This is a genomic window from Planktothrix sp. PLAVEN19ND (genome assembly GCF_057220675.1).
Genome location: NZ_JBXVTP010000002.1, coordinates 111707 through 136456, shown reverse-complemented (window position 1 = coordinate 136456; position 24750 = coordinate 111707). Strand labels below are relative to the sequence as shown.

Sequence of the window (24750 nt, the reverse complement as noted above, 5' to 3'; positions counted from 1 at the left end):
TCAGTTAACAGCTATCAGTTTCAATTATTCGCGTATTGAACTGATAACTGATAACTGATAATTTTATAGAGGAGTTTTACAATGACTTATATCCTAGAAACACTTTTAACGCTTGAAACCTTCCTGGCTCAATATGGTGATAATCCTCGCTATGAACTTGCTGACGGAGAATTAATTGAAATGGAACCAACCGGCCCCCACGAAACCGTCAGTGGTAAACTTGCTACTCAAATCGGTATTGCTATTACAACAGAAAAACTCCCTTGGTTTATTCCCCGAACTTGTTTAATTCGTCCTTTTACCGATGTCGCAACCGCCCGTCGTCCTGATATTGTTGTTTTAGATGAAACAGCACTTTCTAGTGAACCATTATGGGAAAGAGAACCTGTTATTACGCTAGGGCACTCTATTAAATTAGTTGTGGAAGTTGTGAGTACAAACTGGGAAACAGATTATGCCCGAAAAGTTGAAGAATATGCTCTTTTGGGAATTCCTGAATATTGGATTGTAGATTATCGGGGTTTAGGTGGCGTCGCTTTTATTGGTAAACCCAAACAACCAACTGTTACGGTTTGTCAACTGATTGATGAAGATTACACCCAGCAACAATTTCGTCTAGGTGAACCAATTATTTCTCCTCTGTTCAAAAGTTTGCAACTTCGCCTAGATGATGTTCTTCCTCGTTTTAATTAAATAAAATTCCATCTACAGTAGAAAATTATTTTTTAAGTAAGACTGACGAAATTTAGTCTTAGCCATATAAACAGCTTCTTTATTTTTCCATTGTTTATGAGGTAGTAAATCTTTGATACTTTGTAGTTTAATTAAACCCCTATCATCACCTGTAATTTGAAAAATAACTTGAGCGATCGCTTTACAACACCCCTCTGGACATTTAACAACCTGATACTCGGAAAACCGAATTACAACCCAATTTCGTTCTAAAAAAAATCGATTGCGTTGCTGATCTTTATTTTGATCCACGCAATGATGAGGCTTTCCTGTTTTTCCATCATAAGGTTCGTCAATTTCAATATCTATTGCTAAACCTGTTGCTTGATGAATTAGAATAAAATCAGCCGTGTAATAGAAAGAGGTATTAGGTATAGGAAACTCAACACCCATACAGAAGTCATAAACACCAGAGAAATAACGACATAAGTAAATAAAAAATTGTTTTTCACTGACTCCTTGCTGTACTCCGGTATTCCCTTGATTAGATGGATGCTGAACAATCTTACTCAATAAAAATAAAAGCTCCTTAGAACGCTCTTCTAACAAATTATTATATTGCTGTATTTCCTGAGTTTGACACTTCAAACGGTGTAATGAATTACTTTCGGATTTAGATCGCTGTTGTTGAGTTTTAGTAAGTTTAGGCTGATATTGCTTGCACAATTTAAAATTAATAAACCACACATAAAAACAAGCCACTACTGCACTCACTGACGCACATATCAGCGATAACCAAAAAGCTAGAATACTCATGCCAAATAGTTGATTAACTAACATGACTATTACAATGCTTACGACCAACATTACAATGATCCAATATAAATAAAAATTAGAATAAATATGCTGTTTTTTGGGAGTTAATTGCGGTTTAAAAGATAATCTTACCACTGAATTAGGGCTGCTATTCAATACTGGTATCGGGTTATTAATGCAGAAATAACGAATTGAATCAGGAATCACAATAACGGGATAAAAACCTCTGGCTGAATTCATAATGTTAAGAATTGCTAAATTTAATAAAAGTTATAGGCTTTATAGTTTAATCAATTCCTACCCTATAACCTATTAGCACCTAACTTGATCATCCTTAAGAATTAAAATAAACTCGACTTCCTGTTGATTTTAATAAATGATTAATGGGCTAACGCCCAAGCCCAGAGGTGAAAATAACATTTTCTGAGTTATTAATTATGTTTACCAATCCAACCCATAGTACCCAAAGAACAACCCCTGATCCTTTGAAATCAACACGAGAAAAACTAGCCCGAAAAATTAAAACCGCATTGAAAACAACAAGCCCAGAAGAAACACTTCAAATCTGGATGTTAATCAAACAGCAAGAACTTAAGAGAACGACTCCTGGGTTATCTCAACAGCAAATAGAAAGCGTTCTGCAATCTTTAATTTTAGAGTTAGGCTATGATGTCATTGCTATGCCAACTCTACCATTGGCTGCCTCCCTAACATCAGAAGATACAAGAAACTCCAATCCCTTAGAATCGGATGAAGAACAGGAGGATAATCAAACAGATTTCGATAACTCTGATCTTGAGGATGATGAAGATAGTTACTCAGAAGTTTATAGAGAAAAAACTTCCTCTCGGAAACAACGAGTTCCTGCTTTGAAAAAAGTTGAGTCCTTAAGGGCTTCTAACCGAAATGGAAAACACTCCTAACAGCCTCAAAATCGATTATGTTCCAAATTATCCTGGTGTTGTAATCACTAATTTCTGTGATGATTCATTGGCTTTGGAACCTTTTTTAGAAAGTTGTGAAGCTGATAATCATGAACTCACACCAGGAACTTTAGCGATTTTTGTCCAATTTGAAACGTTTGATGAGTATTTTCATTGTTGTGGAAAGTGGTAATTTATGTACTTAGCTAAAAATTTGTTAGCCCGATATTCAATCCAAGCGGTTGAACTGTGGACTCAATTGGAAATGGCTGAAACTCCTGAACAAGAGGAGGCGATTGTTAAAGCAATTTGGGACAATCAAACAGACCAAGAAACGACTGTTGATAGTCACGCTGAATTAGCTGATCAATTAGATGCTGAAATTTGTGCAATTAAAGCTCGTTTAAAACATTTAGTTACACTGCATAATCAGGCAATTGAACGACTAGAACGGTGGCGTAGTAACCTTGATAAAACCTTACTTTATATTCACCAAATGGGGGTTATTTCTACTAATGTTGTTGGGCGATCGCGTCACATCCAACTAAAAGAAAATCCCCCAAGTTGTGAAGTCTTAATCGATCCTTCTGACTTACCCAGCGAGTATCGCACAGAAAAGCTTGTTGTTGCGCCCAACAAACGTAAAATCATTGAAGACTGGAAACAAGGTATTCCCGTTGATGGCACTCGTATTGAACGGAAACTTAGAGTAGAATACGCCCTAGTTCCGTCTAATCTAACTGGTACAATTGAAGTTATTTCTAATCGTAGCAGTTCCTCAACTACTCAGAATTTTGATTCAATGTCAATACCCAAAACCAAGCGAAAAGGAAAGACATTTTCTAAAAAAAATACTGAGAAGTCTAATCAGGGAATAAAAGCATAATAGTTTGATTTCAACTATCCCAAGGTTACAAATTATTGTGCTTTATTGATAGCAGATAGCTTTTGTAATAATAGAGCTATCTGTTATTTTTTATTTTCCATTTTTTCTGTAAAGAAGGGCTAACGCCCATCAACATGATGATAATTAATTCATATACCAAAAATGAAATGGTTAACCCCACAACGTGCCGTTGCTTCTGCTGATTTATCACTAACGAATGAGGAGATAATTGAATATACTCTTCAATCAGAAGAGCAAGAAACAATAGAAGAAAGATTTCAAAAAGTTGGTTTGCTATTTGATCGCGATCGCTGGCAAGCTAACAAACCTTATTTAGCTCTACTTTCTCCAGCCACTATCCAAAAAAAAGTAGCCAAACAACCCTCTAATTCTGCTACTGATTCAGATTTAATTAATGATGAAACTTCGGCAGAGGAAGATGAAGAAAACACTGTAACTGAACCAGAAGAACTTAATAATGCACAATCTCAGCAACAGGAAGAACCTTACAATTTTGAACAATGTACCATCGAACTACATCTAACATTTAAACCTGATAATGGTCATCCAGACGGGAGAATTGTGATTATTTCAGCCAGCAGTCACGGCGATTTTCCTATTGGTGAAAAAATTAGAGCGTCAGCCTTGGGAGAATTACCTCCTCCTGTTCAAACATTATTCAAGGAACTTGTCGCTGATTTTCCAAATCGCCAAGCACGACGACAAATGGCTAATATTCGCAACCCAAAGAAAGCAAATTCTAATCCCAATCAACCACCTACAAATGAAGCCAGTCAAACGGTTAAATCCGAAACTTCTACCCAACCCAAAACTACTGGCAATCAACTGAGTTTATTTTAAAATTGAACCCCTTACCTAACTTTAGGAGAACCCCATGAATTCAAAAAAGAAAGTGCTAATTTTCTTTGAAGGACAACAGCATCCTGTTGATGAAGACATAGCAAATGATGATCAGGAACTTCGTAAATTGTTAACAACTTACTACCCTGATTGCGCTAACGCAGACATTATCAGAAAGCCGGGAGAACTGATTACAATTGCTAAACGGAATGGCTCTAAAGGATGAAAATGACAATGAAAATCAGTCCCCTAGAATTTCTGATTAATGCTCCAGAGGAAGTCAATCCAGCCCTTTCTATGTGCCGAAAGCTCCAGCGATTAGAGCTTGCTGGAGAACTCGATAGTACCACAATGAAAGAAATGGTAAAAACAATTGAACTAGCAATTTCCCAAGCAACAGACGATATAAAAGCAGTTGAACAAACAAAAGAACGGCTGTTTAATAGCCACTCTGTTGCTACGGCTATTCCAATAGGGTTTTAATATGCCTATAATTTGGAATGCTAAATTGGCTTTGCAACTGTTACACCAATGCCAACCCATCATCGATATTGAATCAGCAATTGACTATTTATGGTCTAAACTGAACACCTATCAGCTTCTAAATCTTTACCAAGAATTGTTTCCTATTGAATGGGAAAAAAGCCAATCTGAAATTTACTCTGAAAATAACGGTCACAGTCCCAAAGAGTTGGAGTTTATTTCACTGGTGAACGAACATTTATTTCCAATTGATGACCTAATTATCGAGACTGCTTATGAAGAACGTCTGTATCAAATTCCGGTCTCTCCTAAAGGAATAGATTGGCAAGATGAAGAAGAAGGAATTGAAGCCTTGCGAACAGGGTGGCAACTCCTTTTTCCCCTCTCAAAGTCGGGTCGATGGTGGTTGGAAACTGTTGAAGGTACTCAAGGAGAAGCTTGGTATAAATGCACGTTTGGATATAGCTTAAAAGACATTGCCCATCCTGAAAAAATTAACTTTAAACTTCTCAAAAATTTAGCTTTTCGGGCGATGTTTCCTATTAATGCTTTTCCCATTGCACTAGCACTTCTTGACTTAGAAACCGATAATATTTGGTTAGATCAGATTGCTTGTTCTGAAAGTTATTGGAGTCGTAATATTGAATTAAGACCTTGGAAGCTTGAAGAAGTTAAATTTCTCACTCATCAATGGAATCAAGCGACTCAACTCCTCAATCAAGCTTACGAATTAATTGAATGGATTGAAGCTGACCCAAACAGTAATTTTTCACACCTTTTGGCATTATGGAATCTGACATTGGATCTGAAATAATTCAGGAAATTCTGGCAGTTTCCCCTCGGAAATTGTCTGCGATTCAAGCTGAACTTCTTTTTCTTGAGGGTGAGACTTACATTTTCCATTATCAATCCGAAAATGGTTCTAAGTACAAATGTTTGTCTCCAGCAACGCTGAGAACTGCTTTTGCAAATACGCCGATTGATTCGGGTTGGATGAACCCAGAATTAGGAATAGTACGTTGGGGAACAGGTAGTAGTGGAGAATGGACAATTAAATTCATTCCCCCACAAAAACATGAAATTAATTTATTGGAATCAAAGTTATTCATTCCTTTACCTGCATTGGTGTTTTTAGGGATGAAATCAGATTACTGGATTTGGGCAATTAAAGGCTCAAAATTTAACCCAGATGCACAAGCTTTTCATGTTCCGTTACCTAACGTTTATTCACAGGCTTATCAATCTTGCGGACGCATCTGTTGGGGAGATCATAAACCTCCTATCGCTTCGCCGAATACCATTACAAATGCTTGGGAATTATTCATCTCTAGTTCCTTCAATGAGCATTTGAGCAATGGTAAATCTAAGGCGCAGCCTAATGATGTTTGTCAGCAACTTGAAAAAGCCGTTAACCGTTCATCTTACCCCGTTAAAGATTTAATCAGTACCCACCAAACCATTACAAAATTAGTCTCAACAATAATTAATGATTGAATTACCGAGTTTTATTACGGATGTCACATAGAAAAAAAAGAGCAATCAATTTGTAATTTTTACTCGAATTCTGTCCTACCGTTTTTGTTTAATAACCCGATGCAATTGTAAATTAAAATAGGAGATTTAGCTAATGTTTAATTATGATTATTTGGAAGCTTCGCCACTAATCATCAGACAAACTGATTCGATTGATTTTTGGCTAATTGGAGCCGGAGGAACGGGTTCTTGGCTATCGTACCATATTGCGCGACTGGCACGGAGTTTGGGCAAGTCGGGGAAGAAGGTGCAATTGGCGATCGCAGATCCCGATATAGTTGAAGAAGCCAACATCAGCAGGCAGGCTTTCTGTGACAAGGAAATCGGACTACCCAAGGCGCAGGCTCTAGCATTGAGATACTCTATAGCTTGGGGAGTGGACACGACGGCTTTTGTGCAGGAATTTGACCCCAAGCTGATCCAAAGAGCTTACGACAAACTGACCATCCTGGTAGGGTGTGTGGACACAGCTACCGGAAGATCGGCTATTAACCAGGCCCTTGAGTTAAACCAATACTACAGCGGCTCTGAAATCCCCCGTGTGTGGTATTTGGATTGCGGAAATCATGCCGAAGCCGGACAAATCTTGCTGGGCAGTTCTTTGGAAACTGACCCGGAGTTCTATCATTTTGGGGGACTCGGATGTGCGAGGTTGCCATCTCCGATGATCCAGGCTCCTGACCTTTTGAAACCGAAACCTGAAGAGTTGACAAATAACTTATCTTGTGCTGAGATGGCAATGCTAAACTTGCAGAGCGAGAGCGTAAATGTCCGAGTGGCGGCTGAGGCGGCGGATTACCTGTACCGGATGGTTGCGGGAAATCTCAAGCGGTTTGCGACTTATTTTGATTTGGAGAGTGGGACAGCGCGATCGCTTTACATTACACAGCAGTCGGTATGGGTGGTGTTGAAATCTATCGTAAGTGAAACAGCACCATGCTAACCTGATATTAAGCTTCAAAAAAAATGTAGCTTTAACAATTGAATTTACTATGAGTTTAACGACTGGCTTGCTAAACCGAATTACCCAAACACCTGGTCAGTGTGGTGGTCGTCCTTGTATTCGAGGGATGCGAATTCGAGTCACCGATATTTTAGAAATGTTGGCTGAAAATGTTAGTGTTACTGAAATTTTAGAAGACTTTCCTGATTTGGAATTAGCAGATATTCAAGCTTGTTTGATCTTTGCAGCACGACGCACGGATTTCCCTAGACTGACAGCATGAAGATTTGGATCGATGCTCAATTACCCCCCACATTGGCAAGTTGGTTAACAGAAACTTTTGGGTTAGAAGCGAGTGCCTTGCGAGATTTAGTGCTGAGGGATGCTCAAGATCTGGAAATTTTTGAAGCTGCGCGCGTAGAAAATGCTGTGATTATGACAAAGGACAGTGACTTCATTGACTTGGTATGCCGTTTAGGAGTGCCTCCCCAAATTTTGTGGTTAACTTGTGGCAATGTCACTAACCGCAACTTGCGGCAATTGTTGACTGCTACTTTGCCTGATGCGTTAGAGCAATTGCGCTTAGGAGAAATGATAGTTGAAATTACTAACAGTCCTTAAATAATATGTCGGCTCATCTATTCTTTTAACTTTATAATGTAGTCCGTTGTAGCCAATTTATCATAGTTTCAATATTCACAGCGATTATTAGCTCGTTGAATCACCCATCGATGGAGAGAAGCGGTCATCTTTGTCATTAATAATTACTGGCTCACCCGTGTTGAACGTAACTGTAGCAAGGATAAAAATTCGATCAATTCAACCAGTCCTTCAGCTTCCTGTCGTTCTGTTTGAGATAGGCTGTAGCCTTCATCCTGACGATCTAAGAGAAATTGCAAACGGGATTGAACTGCTGGCGACAGTTGAAAGCGAGTCAGTTCCAGGGGAATTTCGACGATTTCGGGCATAGAACAGTTAGCCTCAGTCTGTAATTCTGTAATTGTATTTTAGTTGTTTCAGGGGCGATTATCGCTTATCTTCGCTAAACCAGGGAATCCGCTATTTGATCTGCTAACCTTCTTGCACCTACTGCATCAATTTCCTGTAATTGCTCAAGCATTGTTCTCAAATCTTGACGCAGAGCTTGTTTGCCCATAATCCATTTGCTATCTGAATCCCAAAATTCAGCAAGAACTTGAACTAAAAGTTCACTTTCGTCATTTCTTATACTAGGTAAAGGTAAGTGATCCTGGTTTTGAACGAGCGTTGTAAAAAGTAATCGGCGGAACTGTTTATAGTCTGTTGATCTGCCAATACGATACAATTTTATTCTCAACACCCAATCAGGAAGTAATACATCATGAAAGTGACTGAAAAAGTTTACAAGCCATTGGTCTGCTTGAGTTGCTTTCTCAATATTATTTTGTGACCACTTCCATAATAGATTAATCAATTTTTCCCAGACATCTCTGACTCTACCAACTAACCGCAGATTTGACTCTTGTTGGTTTCTAAGTTCAAAAATATATTTTCCAACTGTACAGGCTATGTGATTTATTAATGAGTTGTCAATTATACTTGAAGAACTCCACTGAACAACGCAGTAACTTAAAGTATCTACAACATCACTTAAAACAATACAATCTACCAGTTCCACAGATTTTAAAGCCTCAATAAGTATATTTATTCGTGCAGCAACCTCTGTAGGATTAAATGTTATTACTGCGTTTAAGATTTGAGATTGATTTGTATAGAGTCGTGTATTTACAGGACTATATCCATCTTCTCTTTGATAATTTTTGTAATTCAAATAGACAGCCTGTCTTTGGTGAATCAAAGTAAAAAGCACTTGACGGCACAAGGCAGTTATAAAATCCGAAACCTTTGTGTTGTCTAGTTGAACTTCTAATATAGGTATTAATACGGCTGTTAAAAATTGCCAATCAAAGCAATTGTTGAAATTACACGATTCATATTTTAGTCGTGGAAACACTATTTCGAGACATGGAATTAGTAGTTCTGGAGTCCATTTAAAAGCATCAATGATAGATAATTCAGGGATTGTTTTTGTTACAAATTGGGATTGTAAGTTAGACCAAGTTTCCTGGACTTCGCGATGCTCTCCACTACTTAAACTTATTACTCGCTCTGTAATCTCAGGAGGTGGAATTACTGGAACTAGATGAGTATCTTGTTCCAAAATTGCTTGATTGTATGAGATTACATGAGTTAATGCAATTAAGCGAGCTATCCAAGGAGCTACGTTGATTATTTCTTGGGTGAGTGTATGATCTAGCCCATATTCTCTTATCCACGAACGCATAAAAGTCGAGGTGTTGTAATTGCAGGCACCAATAAGGCAACGGAAAGCAGATGCTTGAAGTAAGGTTTCAGATTTGCATCTTCGCAGCAACTTAGGGGCTGCATGAGCAAGAAAAGCTTCGGCATCTATATCGTACCTCTGACAACGACTTAGGTGATCTAAATTAATTTGTAGATTGGAAAAATCACTAGCATAATAGGTGATATAGTTCTCCATTTTTTGGTTTATCTCGTTGCTAGGAGGCTCTATAACAACACTAATCATTGCCCAAACTGTATCTAGGAAAGATTTTTCTTCCCAGCGTTCTTTTAAAGAAGTAAGCTGTTCTTCACTTGTTAAAATACTAACCAAATTCCTATGTATTTCGGGTGTCTTCTGCAACTCACCATCTAAAATTTGTCGGCACATCATTACGATTTCAATATGCTTAAGATTCCAAAGCGCAGATTCGGCTTTAGCATCAACTTCAGCATCTTCTGGTAAAGTACCGACAAAGCGAAAGTTTTGATTTCCATATTCATCCTCTTCTAACAGCCAGTTGTTGTCTTCAAACCAAGCTCGGATTTTTAATACACGATGCTGGCTAACCTCTGGAATCAAATTAAGCTGATTATTATCCCAGTCTTCCAAAATTTCAAATTTTGCATTAGAAGGAATGTCTTCCTTTAACCACATTCGGAGTATTATGCCTAAAAGGGGAATTTTTCGGTGAGATAGCCGATGAAATCCAAGTAACTCTTGATATTCTTCTTGCGATAGTTTTGTTCTAGCCCTAAAAGAATCGAATGCACAATTCTGTCCTTCATCAATCTGGTCAAACTCTAACCATATTAAAAGTTGTAATGACGACAGTAGAGATAGTAAGGAACCTTTTAAAAGGGTAGGATCGCATTTTGCCAGCGAAATGAGTACCCCGATCATTGCAACAGTGTCAGCACGCTCAAAAATAATTGATATAGAATTTTCGAGTTCTGCTTTAGTCGGACGACTATAGAGCCATCCCTCTAGCGTCATTAAGAAACAAGCAACAATATTTGATGACCAAGGATACTCGCGGTGCCAATATAGAGCATGACGACCACCTTTAAAGTGTTTTATATTCTCATCGATCAGCAAAGTTATACCATCGGTATCAGTTTGGATATTTCCCTCCAGTTGATTTTTTGCCCAGCGATGTTCATGCCAGTAATCTGTGGCTACATTACAAAGGGTTGCAATAACATCAACTGCAAGAGGTTCATTTACTTCAAGGAGATAAAGAAGTGGTAAAAACTTGAATGTACAGACATCAATCTCATAAGATCCTTTTATCCCAAGATTGTCATCTAACAGATTAGAGGATATCTCGAACTCACAGCGATAATAAGGCGGTGAAATAGTCAAAGCTAAAAGTAATTCAGCACCGAGTTGTGGATTGACACGAATAACGGCACGGAGATATATGCCGCCTTGGCTGATCATAAACTTGCGAAACTGATCGTTAACTTGTGCTGATGGCCCTTTCGGATGTGGCTGAGTAAGTATGCCTGTTCCGGGAAAGCATATGGAGTGACTGGTGTAAGTTGGCTCCAGTTTATTTGCTGGAATCACTTCTCGTCCTGCTAAAGCTCTCAACAGCCACGCTGATCGCTTTGGAACAAGTTTTAGTGTAAAGATGATACAGGCAAAAGCTACGGATGAGGAATCATGTAACGAGTACCGTTTTTCTTGGTCGGGATCGGGTAGCAATACCCTATGAGCCAAATCAACAATTAGTTCTGCAATCTGACCCCGCAGTGGGAATGTTTCTGGAACACCCCAGTTAACGCAGGCTTTTGCTGCTTTAAAAATTAACTTAGAGTTTTCTATCAAAGCTTCTTGATTCTGCGCTAAAAGCCAACGCCAAACAGGTTCCCACAAATATACTTTTGGAGTTCCAATTGTACGTTCGTGTGACATGAGTCTTTCGCTTGCGGACATTGATCGCAACACTCCGAAGTAATCAGGTGTCGGCTCAGTTGCGATCGCTAGAAGACGAGAGATAAGACGCCCTATGAAAAAAGGAAGGTGTTCACCGGAACAGCCCTGGAGAACTGAGCTTGGCTGTCTGCTCAAGATCGCGCCATCAAGAAGCAAGTCAATAAGCTGTAAATGATTACCTTTCTTTGCCTCTCGAAGCAATTCCTGCCATGTTTCAGTCTCTTCTAATTCCATCGCAAGATACAAAGCAAACCAGCGCACTGGCTGCGACCAAAGAGGATTCCCCGACTTCGCAGCAAGCTCACTAGCTTCTAGTTCACGTCTTTCCCCCAGAAGGTAACGAAATCTTGCACAATCTCCTACAAAACGGTGTGTGACAGCTACTCTTTCTTCTACAACTCGAAGACAGTCTCGTCGCACCAGAATATATAGGATTTTGGATTCAATCCCAGAGTCATAAAGAGACAGATCGGGAGTAAATTTATCGGCTAATGAAATGGCTGTTTTAATTAACACACGACCTTCTTCACTGGCTTCGTGTTTATCCCCTACATGAGAGCGCCAGAACCAAGCGAGTAGGTCTAAGTCATTTTTGAAGGATGAAATATTGATATTATCCCGTTGAACGCTACTAATCAGCCAGTCAAGAAGCTTAAGGTTTAAAGCAGGGCCAAACTCATCAGCGCGTTGAACAAGGCTCGCAACGTCGCCTGGTAAAGTATTCGATGACTGAAGATCGTTTATAGGTAGTTGTGGAAGCTTAACAACATTTATAGAAAGTTCTGCGCCAAGTCGAGCAACAATTTTGTCGCGAACTCTGGATTCAGCATCTGTATGTGCCACGAGTACAAAGCGCACATCCGTTGATGTTTCGTTAGCTAGAGCATTTTGAAGGAGGTTAAGTACACAATCAAAGCTTTGATCATCGGCATCACTCAAGTCATCTATGATGATGATGGGTTTCTCAATTACCTGAGCTGCTAGCAGTTCATCAATACGTCTTGTATCTCGGCTAGATGTAGAGTCTGAGGTTTCTGTGAAGGCAATAATATCAGATGGATGGAGAAACAAGCACGTATAATCTTGAAAGCTTGTTTGCATAGCCAGCTTGCAAAGTGCTGATTTTCCAGATCCAGATGAACCGATGAGAAGGGTGATCCGCTTCGTGATTACAGATGCTCGTAACTCTGAGAGTAAATCTGTTCTAGGTAGAGACAGACTGCCACCAAGTGTATGTCGAACAGCACCAAGTTGATAGTCCGATCGGCTGAATAATCTTGCCTGTGTTGCTCGGAACGCTTCCAAGCTTTTATCATTTATGAGTTCCCACCATATAAGAGCGCTTATACGCTCAGGAGATAAGCCTGAACCAAGTTGAAGAAGATAGTAGCCTAACCATCGCCCAATAGTTGTCTCCGTATCTTCATCCCGTGAAAGATTTTCTAACTCTGCCGTTAAGTCTAATCTTGGGTCGGAAACAAGCTCATAACTGACACAAGTTTTGAATGTATCAAGCCTTTGTGCTTGATCTTGTCTTAATGTAGGGTTCCATTCTTTAATAACTTTATTAGGATTCCTATTATCCTCAAACTTTCCAGAGATTTTGAACCGTAAGTGTTCTACCAACTCTGGTGTAAGTTCAGAAGCAAGATTAAAAATTTCCCAAAGTTCTGCAAGCGCTTCACGAATCGCCTTGCCTGAAAGAGTTTTTTTGACTTGTGTTATAGTGACGAATTTACCTGCTTCAGTAATGTCTGAAATGGCTTCTGCGAGAATTTTATGGGCTGTATTCCGGTCTTGCCGCTCGGCTTCAGAAGCTTCTTTCCATTTACGAACTATTTTCAGTAGTGTCAACAGGAATTGGTGATCGAATCCGCTCAAAGCCTCTAAACCACCCTTTGCTTGCTTAGGATGAGTTTCCTGCCAAGCACTCCTTAACTCATCTAACTGAGAGAGCAGGCTGAGTTCGGAGGCTGTTACATTCGCGCTTGTTGTTTCATTATTAACCATGCCTAATCCTAACTTTTCCTATAAATATTTTTTGTACTTTTGGACTTAAAGAGCGGCTACCACCGCTCATAGAAAAAATCCTCAACTTAAACCATATCTATATATGTATGGTCAGCCTAAATTCGCTCATCGAAGTCCATATTCTCCCATTGTGCAATCGCTCTACCCAGCCTGTCTATCAAATCCGTCGCAGTGCTACTGGGACGCACGAACGGGTATTGATCTTCCTCTTCAAACAGAACTGGACTAGCGATGGCGTAGCCGCCTGCCAAGGCATCGCATCAACCTTTAGTTCCATTTAAACCCCGTCAAAAACACTCCCAACGGTCAACACCTGACCCAGTTTAAACCTGTTAACGCTTAAATAGTTCCCGCTATACCTTTCCAACAATTCCAACTCTAACCCTTCAACGATTAGGAGAAATCAACTCATGGTCACTACAACTGTTACTGAAGAAGGACTCAAAATTCCTGTCTTTGATGCTGCTTATACTGATGCCAAAGGACGCAATGTGGGACAGTTTTATAATAACCCAGAAATCCTGCGCCACTCAATTCTGCAAGCAATGTTTGAACCAGAGGAACTGAAATCCTTAATGATTGTCAAACTTGATAAATCTAATCCAGATCCTCGCCAACTTCGCGCCAGTATCCATGATCCAGAAGATAGCATCAAACGACGCATGATCTTTCAATCTGGAAACAGTTATTACTTCGGTGATGAAACCCTAGCTAAAAAGATAGGAGACTTATTCATAACGGAAAAAGATACCGCCTGTCGTTATGGTTCTCTTTTAGTCAGCACTTGTATGTCCGGTGTATCAGAATGTGATACAAATTTACGAGTAAAAATTGTTGATTTCACCGACCCCCAATATGCACAATATCGAACTGGAGACTGTCACGGTGTTATCAGTTCTGAATTACTGAAAAGCATCGGAGGGGAGAAAAATCGAGCCAGTCAATTTCGTTTTGCTTGGTTACGCAGTTGGAATGCAGAAAATTTAGAATTCACACCTCAAGTTAGCTTTTTAGCCAAAGGAACCCTCCGTCCTGATGATCATTTACTTCACTCATTAGCTGATTCTGAAGGCAATCAACCCCAACTTATTTTAGATCGTTCCAGTATTAAAGGCATCAACAAAAAACAACTCAAAGACCTGATTCCTTGTGGTGATTATGAGTTACCAAAAGCCATCCTGGGTAATCGCAAAAACAGTCAAATTGGCATCACTCAAACAAGCTGGCAATCTACTGGAGTTTGGTTCGATGAAGAAGCTCAAAGACAAGACTTAGTACCCGCCGTTAAAGCCGAAGCCCAACGACTCGCAACCTTGCAACGTGACCCGATGAAATTGCGCCAAGCGATGATTGAAGATCATGACCGACGGGAAGCTTTTCTAGCTCGTTTGAACGAAAGAAAACTTCAAGAACAACAGGATAAACTTCCCAGAAATTGTGATGATGAAATGACCGTTGATCATGAAGATAATTCTGAAGAGCAAAAACGGGAAAGACAAGATATTCAGATGCTAAAAGCCGATAAATTAGGATTGATGATCGGAAGCCCTGAATTTACGAATATGGCTCAACGCTGGTTAGCGTCTAAATGGCGAAATCTAGCAACTAGAGGGGCTTTAACGATGACTTCAGCAATGGCTTTACCTTGTGAAGATTTACCCAGAGGCATTGTTTGTGCCAACCATCTCGAACAAGGAGATTGTATTCAAGGACGATTTCCTATTCTCAATAAAGATGGTTTGAGACAATACCAAAATATCCATGCCAAAAACCTAGAAAATGTTCCTGAAGAAATTCGCACGGTTATGGCAAAAATTAAAGGGGTAATTTGGTTTCATCCTAAAGATTTAGAAAGATTCCACCAAGGGGATTTTGATGGAGATGAACCCTTTGGAATTGAATCTATAAAAATTCCCCATATTGCTCAACAAATCTTACCTGCACAAGAGGGATTATTTGACTTTGGGGAAGTGATTCAAGCTGAGAAAGTTCCTTATACCCAAGCTCGATATCGAGAAGATGACTCCGAAGTTTTAGAAGGTAAAGTGAAAGCAGGCGATCGCAAATTCACTACCCTCGAACAAATTGGTGTAGCCAGTTCTCAAAATGAAGTTGGACTTGTGGCTTTAGCCATTGGTAAAGTTGCGGCTGCACTTCCCAACTCTGGAGAAGATGAAAAGCTATTTCTTAAACAGCAAAAGCGATTCGTCTCGGCTTTGAGTATTATGGAACAATACGAAGTCGATTACCAGAAAAATTCCTTACGGGGTAAAGATGCCAAAGAAGTCAAAGCGAAAACAGGTTTAAACCCCGATACTTTACTAGAAAAAGTTGATGAATGGTGCGAGAAACACAAAAGCTGCACTTACTTTTTCCAGTATAAAGGAGATGACCGACTTTATAAACAATTTGCCATGCCCGCCGATTTCCCTAATGCTGTTTATATTTTAGCTAAGGAAGCGGTGAACCCGTATTGGGAACAAACGCGACTGGTTTGCCGAAACCGAGATGAATTTCAACACATTCTTCCCGCAATTCCCGCTTATCTTATTGTATCAAAAGAACATCGCAAACAGTTAGATGCAGCAAAGATTGAATACGAAAAAGAAGGCAGTCAATTGCACATTCCTTACCCCTACAAAGATACTTTAATCGATAACGAAATTGAGTATCGTCCTAGCCCAGAAAATGACCTTAATTGGGAAGAAAATGAATTGCAGTGGGCAAAAGATTTAGTGCAACGCTTTCAAGAAGATAAAACGATTATCTACGAACGAACAGGCAATGATATCAAAATGCGAAAGGAGGAAATCGGCAAACTTTATGACAGTTATCGGGTTGAAATTGATGAAATTTGGGATACCCCTGAACGAAAAACCAGAGCCGCTCATGCGCTGTTCCAAGCCACCCACACTTGTGATAACCTCAGCAAACACCGGACAGTGGGTCAGAAAGTAGCCGAGGAATTAGAAATTACCTTTTCTCTCCAACAAGACTACGAGTTACTCCACGAAGCTTTGCCACGAGATGTCTATGTCCTGCAAGTTCCTTTCAAGAAAGTGAAAACTCAAGACGGCCGTAGTATTGACCTTCCTAACCAATGGAAAGATTCACTTGATAGAAAAGGCATTGAATATGAAGCCACTGCTCATCACGAATTACCCTTAGTTGAATTTGCCTTTAAAGATTTACCTCAGAGCATGGTGGCGAAACTTGATGCTAAATACGGAGACAACTCTAATCACCATATCGATACCGACGCTTTGAAGGTTACAAACTACTCTGGTAATGAAACCCGATTGCTCATTGTACCTCCGGTCGATTGTCGCTGGATTGAGTCTCACGATAAAGCGGGTCGAGGCGCACTGGTCTATAAACTATTTATGGATGAAATTTGCCATGCGTTGTCCAACTATCAGGTTAACCAAATCGAAGTTGTTAATGTCAAACATCCTGATAACGACTACTCCCAGGAAGATTTCTGCAAGTCTAAATGGAAAGACCGGACTGTGACTCTGCAAGTAGGAACCCTGGACTTACCTCCTACTCACGAGAAATATTACCGATTTCAAGGCACTCCTATTATTCAACTGGACGGGAAAAAATTGGGAACCTTCTCCCCCGATAGTCCAAAGTTGCCCCCTGGAACCACGTTTGAAGCAACGATCACTTTAAATCAAACTGGCAGATCCCTGATGCTGAAGGTTGATTCAGAATCAATTCAATTGCCTCAAACCCAATTGCCACCTATTGATTCACCTGAACCTTCTCACAGTCCTGCTTCCATCGTTGACAATTGCCTCAAACCCAAACCCTCAACACTGCGGCAAAAACCCGCCTTAAAACCAGAAATAACAGGGAATAACGGAAAGTACAGTCCCACGCCTGCTAATACTGACCACTGGCGGCTTTCTCTCCAATATCTGCTGTTTAGCGTTGTGTCAGACACATACCAACAACGACAAGCGCAACTTCCTCCCGAGCGCACCCAGCACTTCAAGTTTGGGGACAACCAATGGACAGCTTACGTGCAACCCAACGGGGATTGCTTTGTCAGAAACGAGTCTAAGCGCACCGTGTTTAAAGCCAACGTTCACACCGGAGAGGTTCAAATTCCCTTGACAGAAAAAGCCGCAACTCGTTTCCAAGAAATGATTATGGCGCGAGAGAAAGCGTTGTCCCAACCTCAAACAACTGTCATGTCTACGTCAGAATCAAAACCGAAAGAATTAGAACTGGTTTAGTCGAGAGGGTTGCAGATTTTAAGGCGATGCCGCAAGGCGGCGGCTACGCCATCGCACAGGAGTCAATGGAAAATTTTCCATTGGCTCTTGTTACATTTGTAGTATTAAAACTACATTTTCCCTCTTTCTTTCCACACAAGCCCAAAAAACCGCTTGAAACAGATACGAAAAAGTAGGGAATAAATGCACTATTTTCCTTGTTATTTCCTACTGTATTACGCTGTATTACGATTGATTTGGTATCTTATGTAACATTTTGCCATTTAATCAAAATCACAAAGAGGGAATTTATGCACTGTTTTCCCTTCTCTTTTTTCCGCAGTGGAACAGCAAGCCATGTCAAAATTCCGTACACCAATTTAGTAAGTAAAGTTACTCATTTTAGTAGGTTAGGATTTTGATTGTTGATTAATTTCTAAAGTGCTTTAACCCTTTGATTGTTTTGTCCTTGTTGCTTGCGATGCCCGCAGGCCGCGGCTATGCGATCGCGGAGTCGTTGTTGATTAGCATTGCGATGTCAAGGCGCAGGCGGCTACGCGATGCCGACAGGCGGCAGCTACGCGATCGCATAGACAGACACACATCACCTATCGGCATCGCACCTAGCCAACCTGTGATTAAAGTAGTTATCCACCCACAAAAGCATTAAATATCAGTCTTCAGCCATCAGGGGGAAGCAGTAGCATCAATTAATCCTCTTAGTGTCTCAACCCAATGGATGATAGCTTTCCTAGTAATAACTTCCAATTTATCTAACTTGTGACTGAATCAAATATAAACCGAAAGAAACAACCTTATTTCAAGCACTATTACCGACAATTAATAACTATTAGAGCCAACAAAAATAATTAGCTGAAATGGAGATTAATAAATGGCTACAAAATTAGCAACTAAGCCTAAAAAGTTTTCCCCACCTAAACGGGATTGGTCTGTTCTAACCGCTACAGATCCCAAACACGTTAAAAGGCTAGAGCATATTCAAGAAACTTTAGATGCTGCCATTGATGCTATTCAAGAAGAAGGGGGTGTTGAAGATTGGGAGGATTTCAAAAACTTTGTTGAGTCCTTCAATAAACGTCCTGATCGACTCAATGAATCAGGAAATCAAAAAGCCAGTATTAGTGTAGATTTAATTACTGAAGGAAAAAATGATGAAGTTTCTGGCTTTGTTTTCTACCTAACTAAAGATCCCAGCCAAAGAACCAGTGGTGTCTATTTAGTTAAAAATCTCAAACAGGCTGGAGTTGATACGAAAGAAAATAACAATTTCTACACACCTTCTCATGTCAGCGATTTAATCGATTTAGAAGCTAATGATCAATTAGAAGATGATGACCTTTCAGAAGATTTTGATGAGGATTTAACAGATTTAGAAGAAGACGAAGAACCCTCTAAACCCAAGAAAGCTACATCAAAATCAGCTTCTTCTCACCGAAATCGTCAAGAACCACAAAACCTAGAGGAAGATGATATTGATGAACTACTATCAGAGGATAACGATACTCCTTTGAAAACGGGAGCTTTAGGTGAAATCGCTAAGAATCGCACTTCCCAAAAGTCGATGAAAACTCCTGAAACTCAGCAACAAACACCTGAACAGTCAGAAGAACCATATCCACTGCTTGAGTCTTTGGAAGCGTTTCTCAAAGAAAGCCAACACCAAGGTTCAATCATTAATGCTAAATCCAGTGAAATTGATGGGCTAACCGTCACAGGTTTAACCCTTCAAGCGACTTCTTTAATGGGATTATTAGCAGTTAACAGCATTCAAGAACTTATTGATGGAATTACCCAAGCGAAGGAAAACAATCAAGCTAAAAAACTTGAGGAAATTCTGGAGCAAATTCAAACTTTAAATGAACGAACGGAGGAAATTAGCATTCGCGCTCGACAAACTGACGTAATCGCTGATTTAGAAACCTTAGCAGAACGAACTGAAAATCTTTCTGAACGAACTCAAAAGATTAAACCCAATAAAACTTTCCAAAACCAACCAATTAGTTCTAAAGAAGAGAAACAGCAAGTCACCTCCGAGCAAAAAGATCCCATCTTAATTGATGATACTGAAATTAAAGCTGTTGATATTGGAGAGAAAATTGATAAACTCGGAAACCAAATTGATCCGAATTATAAAAGGTCTCCTCCACTCGAAATTAATAAAAATGTCAGCCTTAACCAACAACTTGACCAAATTCAAGATTATTTAGGAAAGTTGTCAGAAAGGTTAGATCGGTTAGAAGAAATTGTTGAGGAACTAGAGCAAACCATAAAACCTCAAGTTTCCACTCAATCCCATAGCGAACTTAACTCAACTCTACCTATTTCTAACCCTCTAAATTCTTCTGTTCCTTCTCCTTCCGAATCATTGATTGATGACGAACCTGAATATCTTCTAAGCAAAATTGTGACTCAAAAGAAAGTACAACAGCAACGTGAAGCCGTCGCCGATTGCTTAGTTAATTATGCCATGGCGACTGGGCAATCTCCCCCATCTGGAATTCCTTTTGAGCAAGGTGGCACACTGTATGTTACTCCTGATCATCACAAAATTCAAGTTTTAGTCACAGGCAGTGATGGACAGGATATCTTCTCAGGGACAAAAGAAGGCGATCGCTGGAAATTTGGGGCCAATCAAGACAAATTAACCCCAGAGGAACGGGAAGCCATCTTTAAATTGCCTCAGACAGAAGCGGAATACGACAAACTGGCAACCGCCCAAGCGCTCGTTGAAACCTTCCAATCTGCCTTTCCCAAGCGATTTAAAGGAGAAACTGAACCCGTATTTTCTTGGAGAGAACCCCGGGAAAGTCAGAATACACCTGGGTCTATCAAATACGAGTTTGAAATCCTTGATCTACCTAATGGGTCAAAACAATTAATTGGAACTGACCCACGCCAGAATGATGCTGCTGTATTTGACGCAATTTTAGTCTCAGGAAAACCACCCGAAATTCGAGAGTGTCGTATTCCTATTGCTGAAATGGAGCAATTACTCGACTCCTCAGAACAGCCTAGCAAAACTCAATCTTCCTCACCAACTCCTCCAGAACACAATCGCTCATTCCATGCTCCAAAACCCAAAAATGTGTCTTTGAATGACGACGAATTAGAAGTTTAAATTATCGAACGCAGGAGAAAAACTATGTACAAGAACTCTTTTTACTCCAAATCCTCATCTTCAACCGCTCAATCCATTTTTCATCGCTCTGCAAATCCCTTGAACAAATTAATGCGAAAATTCAACCTTAATAAAGCTGACTTACTTTGCATTGCAATTTGTTTGATGGTCACGGTTTATTTAACTTTAGTTCAACCTTTATTCATCAGTGTTTTTAGTTGTGCTGCCTTAATTTTCTTTGGACTGCAAAAAATCATGCAAACTATCCCCATTCTCGAAAAAGGGTTAGGCAGTAAAATTCGATTTTGGCATTTAGCGGTTGCTGTTATTACAGTGACAACTTTACTTAATAACTTCCAAACCCCAGCCCAAGCTATTTTCTTAAGCGGTCTTGAACAATTTATGACTAATTTAGCAACAGAAGCAGGAGCCGCTGGAGGGGGAACTGCCATTGATGCGACCACGATCGCATTAATTTTTAATGCCATTAGAGGTGTATTCCTTCTCCTGGTTGCCTCTGCCGCATTGTTTGCTTATAACCAAGCCCAACAAGGTAATGATTGGCGTCCGATTGTTACTCAAATTGCTTTAGCCTTCGGGATTGTCATTGCCATTGATGTTATCACTTTTCTATTCGTGGGTAATGGAACAGGCACACCTGCGGCATTTAATCCTAGTTTAGAACTTGGCACAATCTTCACGATTTTACAGTAATTACCAGGAGCCATCTATGACAATACGAGATCCCGAAAAAGACTTTATCCGAGTGAACAAAATCCTGGGAAAACAACCGAGTATTGGGTTTATTCCTGCCAATCAAATTATCCCTTGGTTCTTTCTAACGATTATTTCTTATCTGCTAACAATGGGATTTTTCAGCTTGGGTATTGGTTGGTTTTTCACCGTCTCACTTTGGTTCATTGTTAGCTGGTGGCTCCTAACCGGAAATCAACCCCATTTGTTTACCGATCAATTCCGAAAACCGCCTGGGGATGAATGGTGCAACGGTGATAGCTTTTATATCTCTCCCTTACCATCAAGGCGTTCTTCCAGAATTTCTAAAAAAGGCAATCATTCTCCCCTGAAAATCAAACTAAAACCCAAAATTGTCCCTAATCAATTTGGAGGAAATAGCAGATTTATGCCCTTTCAAAATGAAACTGATATCTGTTGTTTAGTTGAAATCAATAAAGACGGTAGACAAGCATCAGCAATACTGCTCAATCAAGGGTCTAACTATCAACTGGTTTTTGCGTTTCGGACTCAAGGATTCCATGACTTACTCTTAAATAGTGAAGTCTCAGGATTTGCAGCATCCCTGGAAGAAGGCATGAGAGAACTGCCTCGGGGCGAAAAAATCACGTTTTGTACAGGTTGTTATAGCGATGATACCCCCAGATGCCAAGAATTAGAACAATTAGCCAATACTACTGACCTTAAAGCAGTGTCTGTACTAACCCGAAATGAGCAACGCCGAATCCAACAATTAACTTATCAAGGAAGCCGACAAAATTGGGAACAAATTGCATTTTGTACTTGGACAATTAATGGAGATACACCAACTTCTACAGACTTCCTCGGTAAAGCAATTAATGGCGTTAAATCTTTAGTTGATCAACTGTTAGGAACCTTAACAGGTAACACCAGAATCTACAAAGAACAGTTTTATACTAAGCTGTTGCTCAGTGCCTTTGAAGAAGGATTTCTGCGGTGGGAAGTTCTCTTAAATACTAAGATTGGATTAGACATTAATCCTTTGAATACAGTTGAAGTTTGGCAGTGGCTTTGGAACCGATTAAACCCAGGTCAAGCTCCTTCTATTCCCCAAGTGATTCGCTTAGAAGAAACTGCAACTGGATACCATCTTAACGAAATTAAAACCACAGAAAAACACATTTGTACAGTTTTAATTGAAGGAATACAAGGTCGTTCTTCTTGCCCTGAGCATCGTCGCAGTAACAACCGTGTTTATTTAACAGGTAAGGGTAAAGAATGTGGTGTATTGACCATGTACGATTCCCCGATGGGTTGGACAAACACAAGGCAACAATTAAAATGGATGTGGCAAATCATGTCTTCAACCTCTGTCCATGATACAGAAGCTTGGGTGGAAATTAGTGTCGGAAATCCTTTGTTAATTCAAGATAACTTAGCTCGACAAGCAAAAGGTGCGAAAACTGCGAGTATTAGAGCCGTAACGAAAGGGCAGGGACGGGATATTGGTGCTGAAATTAAGCAAGAAGAGTCTTTTGATGCCCAACATCGGCTTTATAAAGGGGCGATTCCTTTAAATACAGCCGTTGCCTTTTTAGTATACAGAAATACGGCTGAAGAATTAAACCAAGCTTGCAACGCTCTTTCTAATAGTTTTGGAACTGCTAAAGTGATTCGTGAACGTAATATTGCTTGGGAAATTTGGTTGCAATGCCTTCCCATTACGTTTAAATGGTTGCTTCACAGTGGCTCATGGTTAAGCGAAAGACGTTTAACATTAGATACTGAAACGATAGCCGGAATTCTACCGTTAACGGTTCCCCGTGATATTGATCAAAAAGGAGTTGAATTATTAACTGAACGGGGCGGAAAACCGATTTTTATTGATTTGTTCTACAATCAAATTAGTCGGGCTTTAATTATGGGAGAATCGGGTTCTGGAAAAAGCGTTTTAGGATGGCGATTTGCCACAGAAGCTTTAGCAAATAATATTCCTGTTGTGGGGATGGATATTAGCAGTGGCGGTAACAGCACTTTCAAAACTGCTATTGAACTTTTAGGAGATCAAGGCGCTTATTATGATATCAGCGAAGGGTCAAGTAATTTATTAGAACCTCCTGATTTAAGAAAATTTCCTAAAGCTGAACGAGAACGGCGGATGGAATCTTGGAAAGAATTTATTCGTAAAGCATTAGTGGCGATCGCAATGGGAAAAATCCATAATCCCCACTTAGCCCAACGAGTTGATTCTATTCTATTACGAATGCTTGATTTCTACCTCAAAGATCCAGAAATTGTAGCTCGTTACAATCAAGCATTTGAAAACGGTTGGCAATCTTCTCAATGGCAACAAATGCCAACTTTCCAAGATTTATTGAGGTTTTGTAGCAAAGAAAGACTTAATCTCAAATCCTTTGAAGATCTTGACAAATTGGCAATTAATCAAATCCTAAGTCAAGGTAATGCGTTATTAACATCCCGCTTAGGAAAAGCCATTGGCAGACCCAGTACCTTTTCCCCAGAACCTGCGGTTAAGTTCTTCGCCCTATCGGGTTTATCAAATGAACAAGATGCTTATTTGATGGCGATTAATGCCCATACTGCCTGTATTCGGAATGCGCTTTCTCATCCAAAAAGTTTATTTTTAGGGGATGAATTGAGCGTGTTGTTAAAGAAAGATGGATTTGCATCTGTTGTGGGCGAACTTTGTGCAACGGGGCGAAAAGATGGCATAGCCGTTGTGCTATTAAGCCAAGATTTTGATGCAATTTGTGAGTGTTCAGCAGGTGCTCAAATTATGCAAAATATGGTCTACAAAATTACTGGAAGAATCACGAATACAGGCGTTGTCGCGGCTCAAAAGTATCTTGGTTATGACCCCCGACTCATCAGCCAAAATGCAACAGAAGCCTTTTTACCCAGAGTTTCTGACCTTTATTCCTGTTGGTTAGTTGAAAAAGGGGGTCGGTTTTGGCGAACTCGATTTTATCCGGCGGAGATGATGCTGGCTTCTGTTGCTAATAACTTACAGGAAAAAGAAGCTCGCGATCGCCTTTTCGCTCAGTACCCATCCACTCTCAAAGGGCGACTCCAAGCTTTAAAACAATTCACTCAAGACTATGTTGCAGCCCTCAAAGATGGAAAAGGTTTTGACTCCATCGGACGGAGTGACTCTGAAAAAGCTTCATCTACACCGGACACTACCCCTTCCAAAACACTTGTCACCTATCGGTAGGTAATGTTT

19 protein-coding genes are annotated in these 24750 nt (G+C 40.0%); 16 read left to right on the top strand and 3 right to left on the bottom strand.

Annotated elements, in window-relative coordinates; genetic code table 11:
* Positions 1-81 precede the first annotated feature (81 nt).
* A complete protein-coding gene (locus tag AC2D3N_RS24645) occupies positions 82-693 on the top strand; it encodes a Uma2 family endonuclease (protein WP_484693834.1) in 612 nt (203 codons plus the stop codon).
* Positions 694-705: 12 nt separating this feature from the next.
* On the opposite strand, the gene AC2D3N_RS24640 is transcribed toward AC2D3N_RS24645, so the two are convergent.
* Entirely contained in the window at positions 706-1728 is a 1023-nt protein-coding gene (locus AC2D3N_RS24640) for a hypothetical protein (protein WP_484693833.1), read from the bottom strand.
* Between the two features lie 197 nt (positions 1729-1925).
* Between AC2D3N_RS24640 and AC2D3N_RS24635 the strand changes: the two genes are divergently transcribed.
* From AC2D3N_RS24635 to AC2D3N_RS24585, 11 genes are all read left to right on the top strand, one after another.
* Entirely contained in the window at positions 1926-2411 is a 486-nt protein-coding gene (locus AC2D3N_RS24635; RefSeq protein ID WP_042158453.1) for a hypothetical protein, read from the top strand.
* Positions 2395-2604, top strand: a complete 210-nt coding sequence (locus AC2D3N_RS24630; protein ID WP_484693832.1) for a hypothetical protein — start codon at positions 2395-2397, stop codon at positions 2602-2604. Before AC2D3N_RS24635 ends, AC2D3N_RS24630 begins: the two co-directional genes overlap by 17 nt.
* Before the next feature lie 3 nt (positions 2605-2607).
* Positions 2608-3297, top strand: a complete 690-nt coding sequence (locus AC2D3N_RS24625; protein ID WP_484693831.1) for a siphovirus Gp157 family protein — start codon at positions 2608-2610, stop codon at positions 3295-3297.
* 162 nt (positions 3298-3459) lie between these two features.
* Entirely contained in the window at positions 3460-4158 is a 699-nt protein-coding gene (locus AC2D3N_RS24620; protein ID WP_484693830.1) for a hypothetical protein, read from the top strand.
* Positions 4159-4192: 34 nt separating this feature from the next.
* Positions 4193-4384: a hypothetical protein gene (locus AC2D3N_RS24615; RefSeq protein ID WP_484693829.1), complete on the top strand. Its 192-nt coding sequence runs from the start codon at positions 4193-4195 to the stop codon at positions 4382-4384.
* Between the two features lie 8 nt (positions 4385-4392).
* Positions 4393-4641: a hypothetical protein gene (locus tag AC2D3N_RS24610; RefSeq protein WP_484693828.1), complete on the top strand. Its 249-nt coding sequence runs from the start codon at positions 4393-4395 to the stop codon at positions 4639-4641.
* A gap of 1 nt (position 4642) precedes the next feature.
* Positions 4643-5455 (top strand): hypothetical protein, encoded by an 813-nt coding sequence (locus AC2D3N_RS24605; protein ID WP_484693827.1) that lies wholly within the window; start codon positions 4643-4645, stop codon positions 5453-5455.
* A complete protein-coding gene (locus AC2D3N_RS24600) occupies positions 5428-6135 on the top strand; it encodes a hypothetical protein (protein ID WP_484693826.1) in 708 nt (235 codons plus the stop codon). The genes AC2D3N_RS24605 and AC2D3N_RS24600 overlap by 28 nt, the downstream gene beginning before the upstream one ends.
* A 133-nt stretch (positions 6136-6268) precedes the next feature.
* A complete protein-coding gene (locus tag AC2D3N_RS24595) occupies positions 6269-7117 on the top strand; it encodes a ThiF family adenylyltransferase (protein ID WP_484693825.1) in 849 nt (282 codons plus the stop codon).
* A gap of 49 nt (positions 7118-7166) precedes the next feature.
* Complete coding sequence (locus AC2D3N_RS24590) at positions 7167-7400, top strand: DUF433 domain-containing protein (protein ID WP_484693824.1); 234 nt, start codon at positions 7167-7169, stop codon at positions 7398-7400.
* On the top strand, positions 7397-7738 hold the full coding sequence (locus AC2D3N_RS24585) for a DUF5615 family PIN-like protein (protein WP_484693823.1): 342 nt from the start codon (positions 7397-7399) through the stop codon (positions 7736-7738). The genes AC2D3N_RS24590 and AC2D3N_RS24585 overlap by 4 nt, the downstream gene beginning before the upstream one ends.
* A gap of 143 nt (positions 7739-7881) precedes the next feature.
* On the opposite strand, the gene AC2D3N_RS24580 is transcribed toward AC2D3N_RS24585, so the two are convergent.
* Both AC2D3N_RS24580 and AC2D3N_RS24575 read right to left on the bottom strand, forming a co-directional pair.
* Positions 7882-8085: a hypothetical protein gene (locus AC2D3N_RS24580; protein WP_484693822.1), complete on the bottom strand. Its 204-nt coding sequence runs from the start codon at positions 8083-8085 to the stop codon at positions 7882-7884.
* Between the two features lie 74 nt (positions 8086-8159).
* Positions 8160-13409, bottom strand: coding sequence for an ATP-binding protein (locus AC2D3N_RS24575; protein WP_484693821.1), 5250 nt, complete (start codon positions 13407-13409; stop codon positions 8160-8162).
* Positions 13410-13840: 431 nt separating this feature from the next.
* On the opposite strand from AC2D3N_RS24575, the gene AC2D3N_RS24570 reads away from it, so the two are divergent.
* From AC2D3N_RS24570 to AC2D3N_RS24555, 4 genes are all read left to right on the top strand, one after another.
* Positions 13841-17674 (top strand): hypothetical protein, encoded by a 3834-nt coding sequence (locus AC2D3N_RS24570; protein WP_484693820.1) that lies wholly within the window; start codon positions 13841-13843, stop codon positions 17672-17674.
* An 871-nt stretch (positions 17675-18545) separates the two neighbouring features.
* Complete coding sequence (locus tag AC2D3N_RS24565; protein WP_484693819.1) at positions 18546-20792, top strand: hypothetical protein; 2247 nt, start codon at positions 18546-18548, stop codon at positions 20790-20792.
* A gap of 24 nt (positions 20793-20816) precedes the next feature.
* Complete coding sequence (locus tag AC2D3N_RS24560) at positions 20817-21506, top strand: hypothetical protein (protein ID WP_484693818.1); 690 nt, start codon at positions 20817-20819, stop codon at positions 21504-21506.
* A 16-nt stretch (positions 21507-21522) separates the two neighbouring features.
* Complete coding sequence (locus tag AC2D3N_RS24555) at positions 21523-24741, top strand: hypothetical protein (protein ID WP_484693817.1); 3219 nt, start codon at positions 21523-21525, stop codon at positions 24739-24741.
* Positions 24742-24750 lie beyond the last annotated feature (9 nt).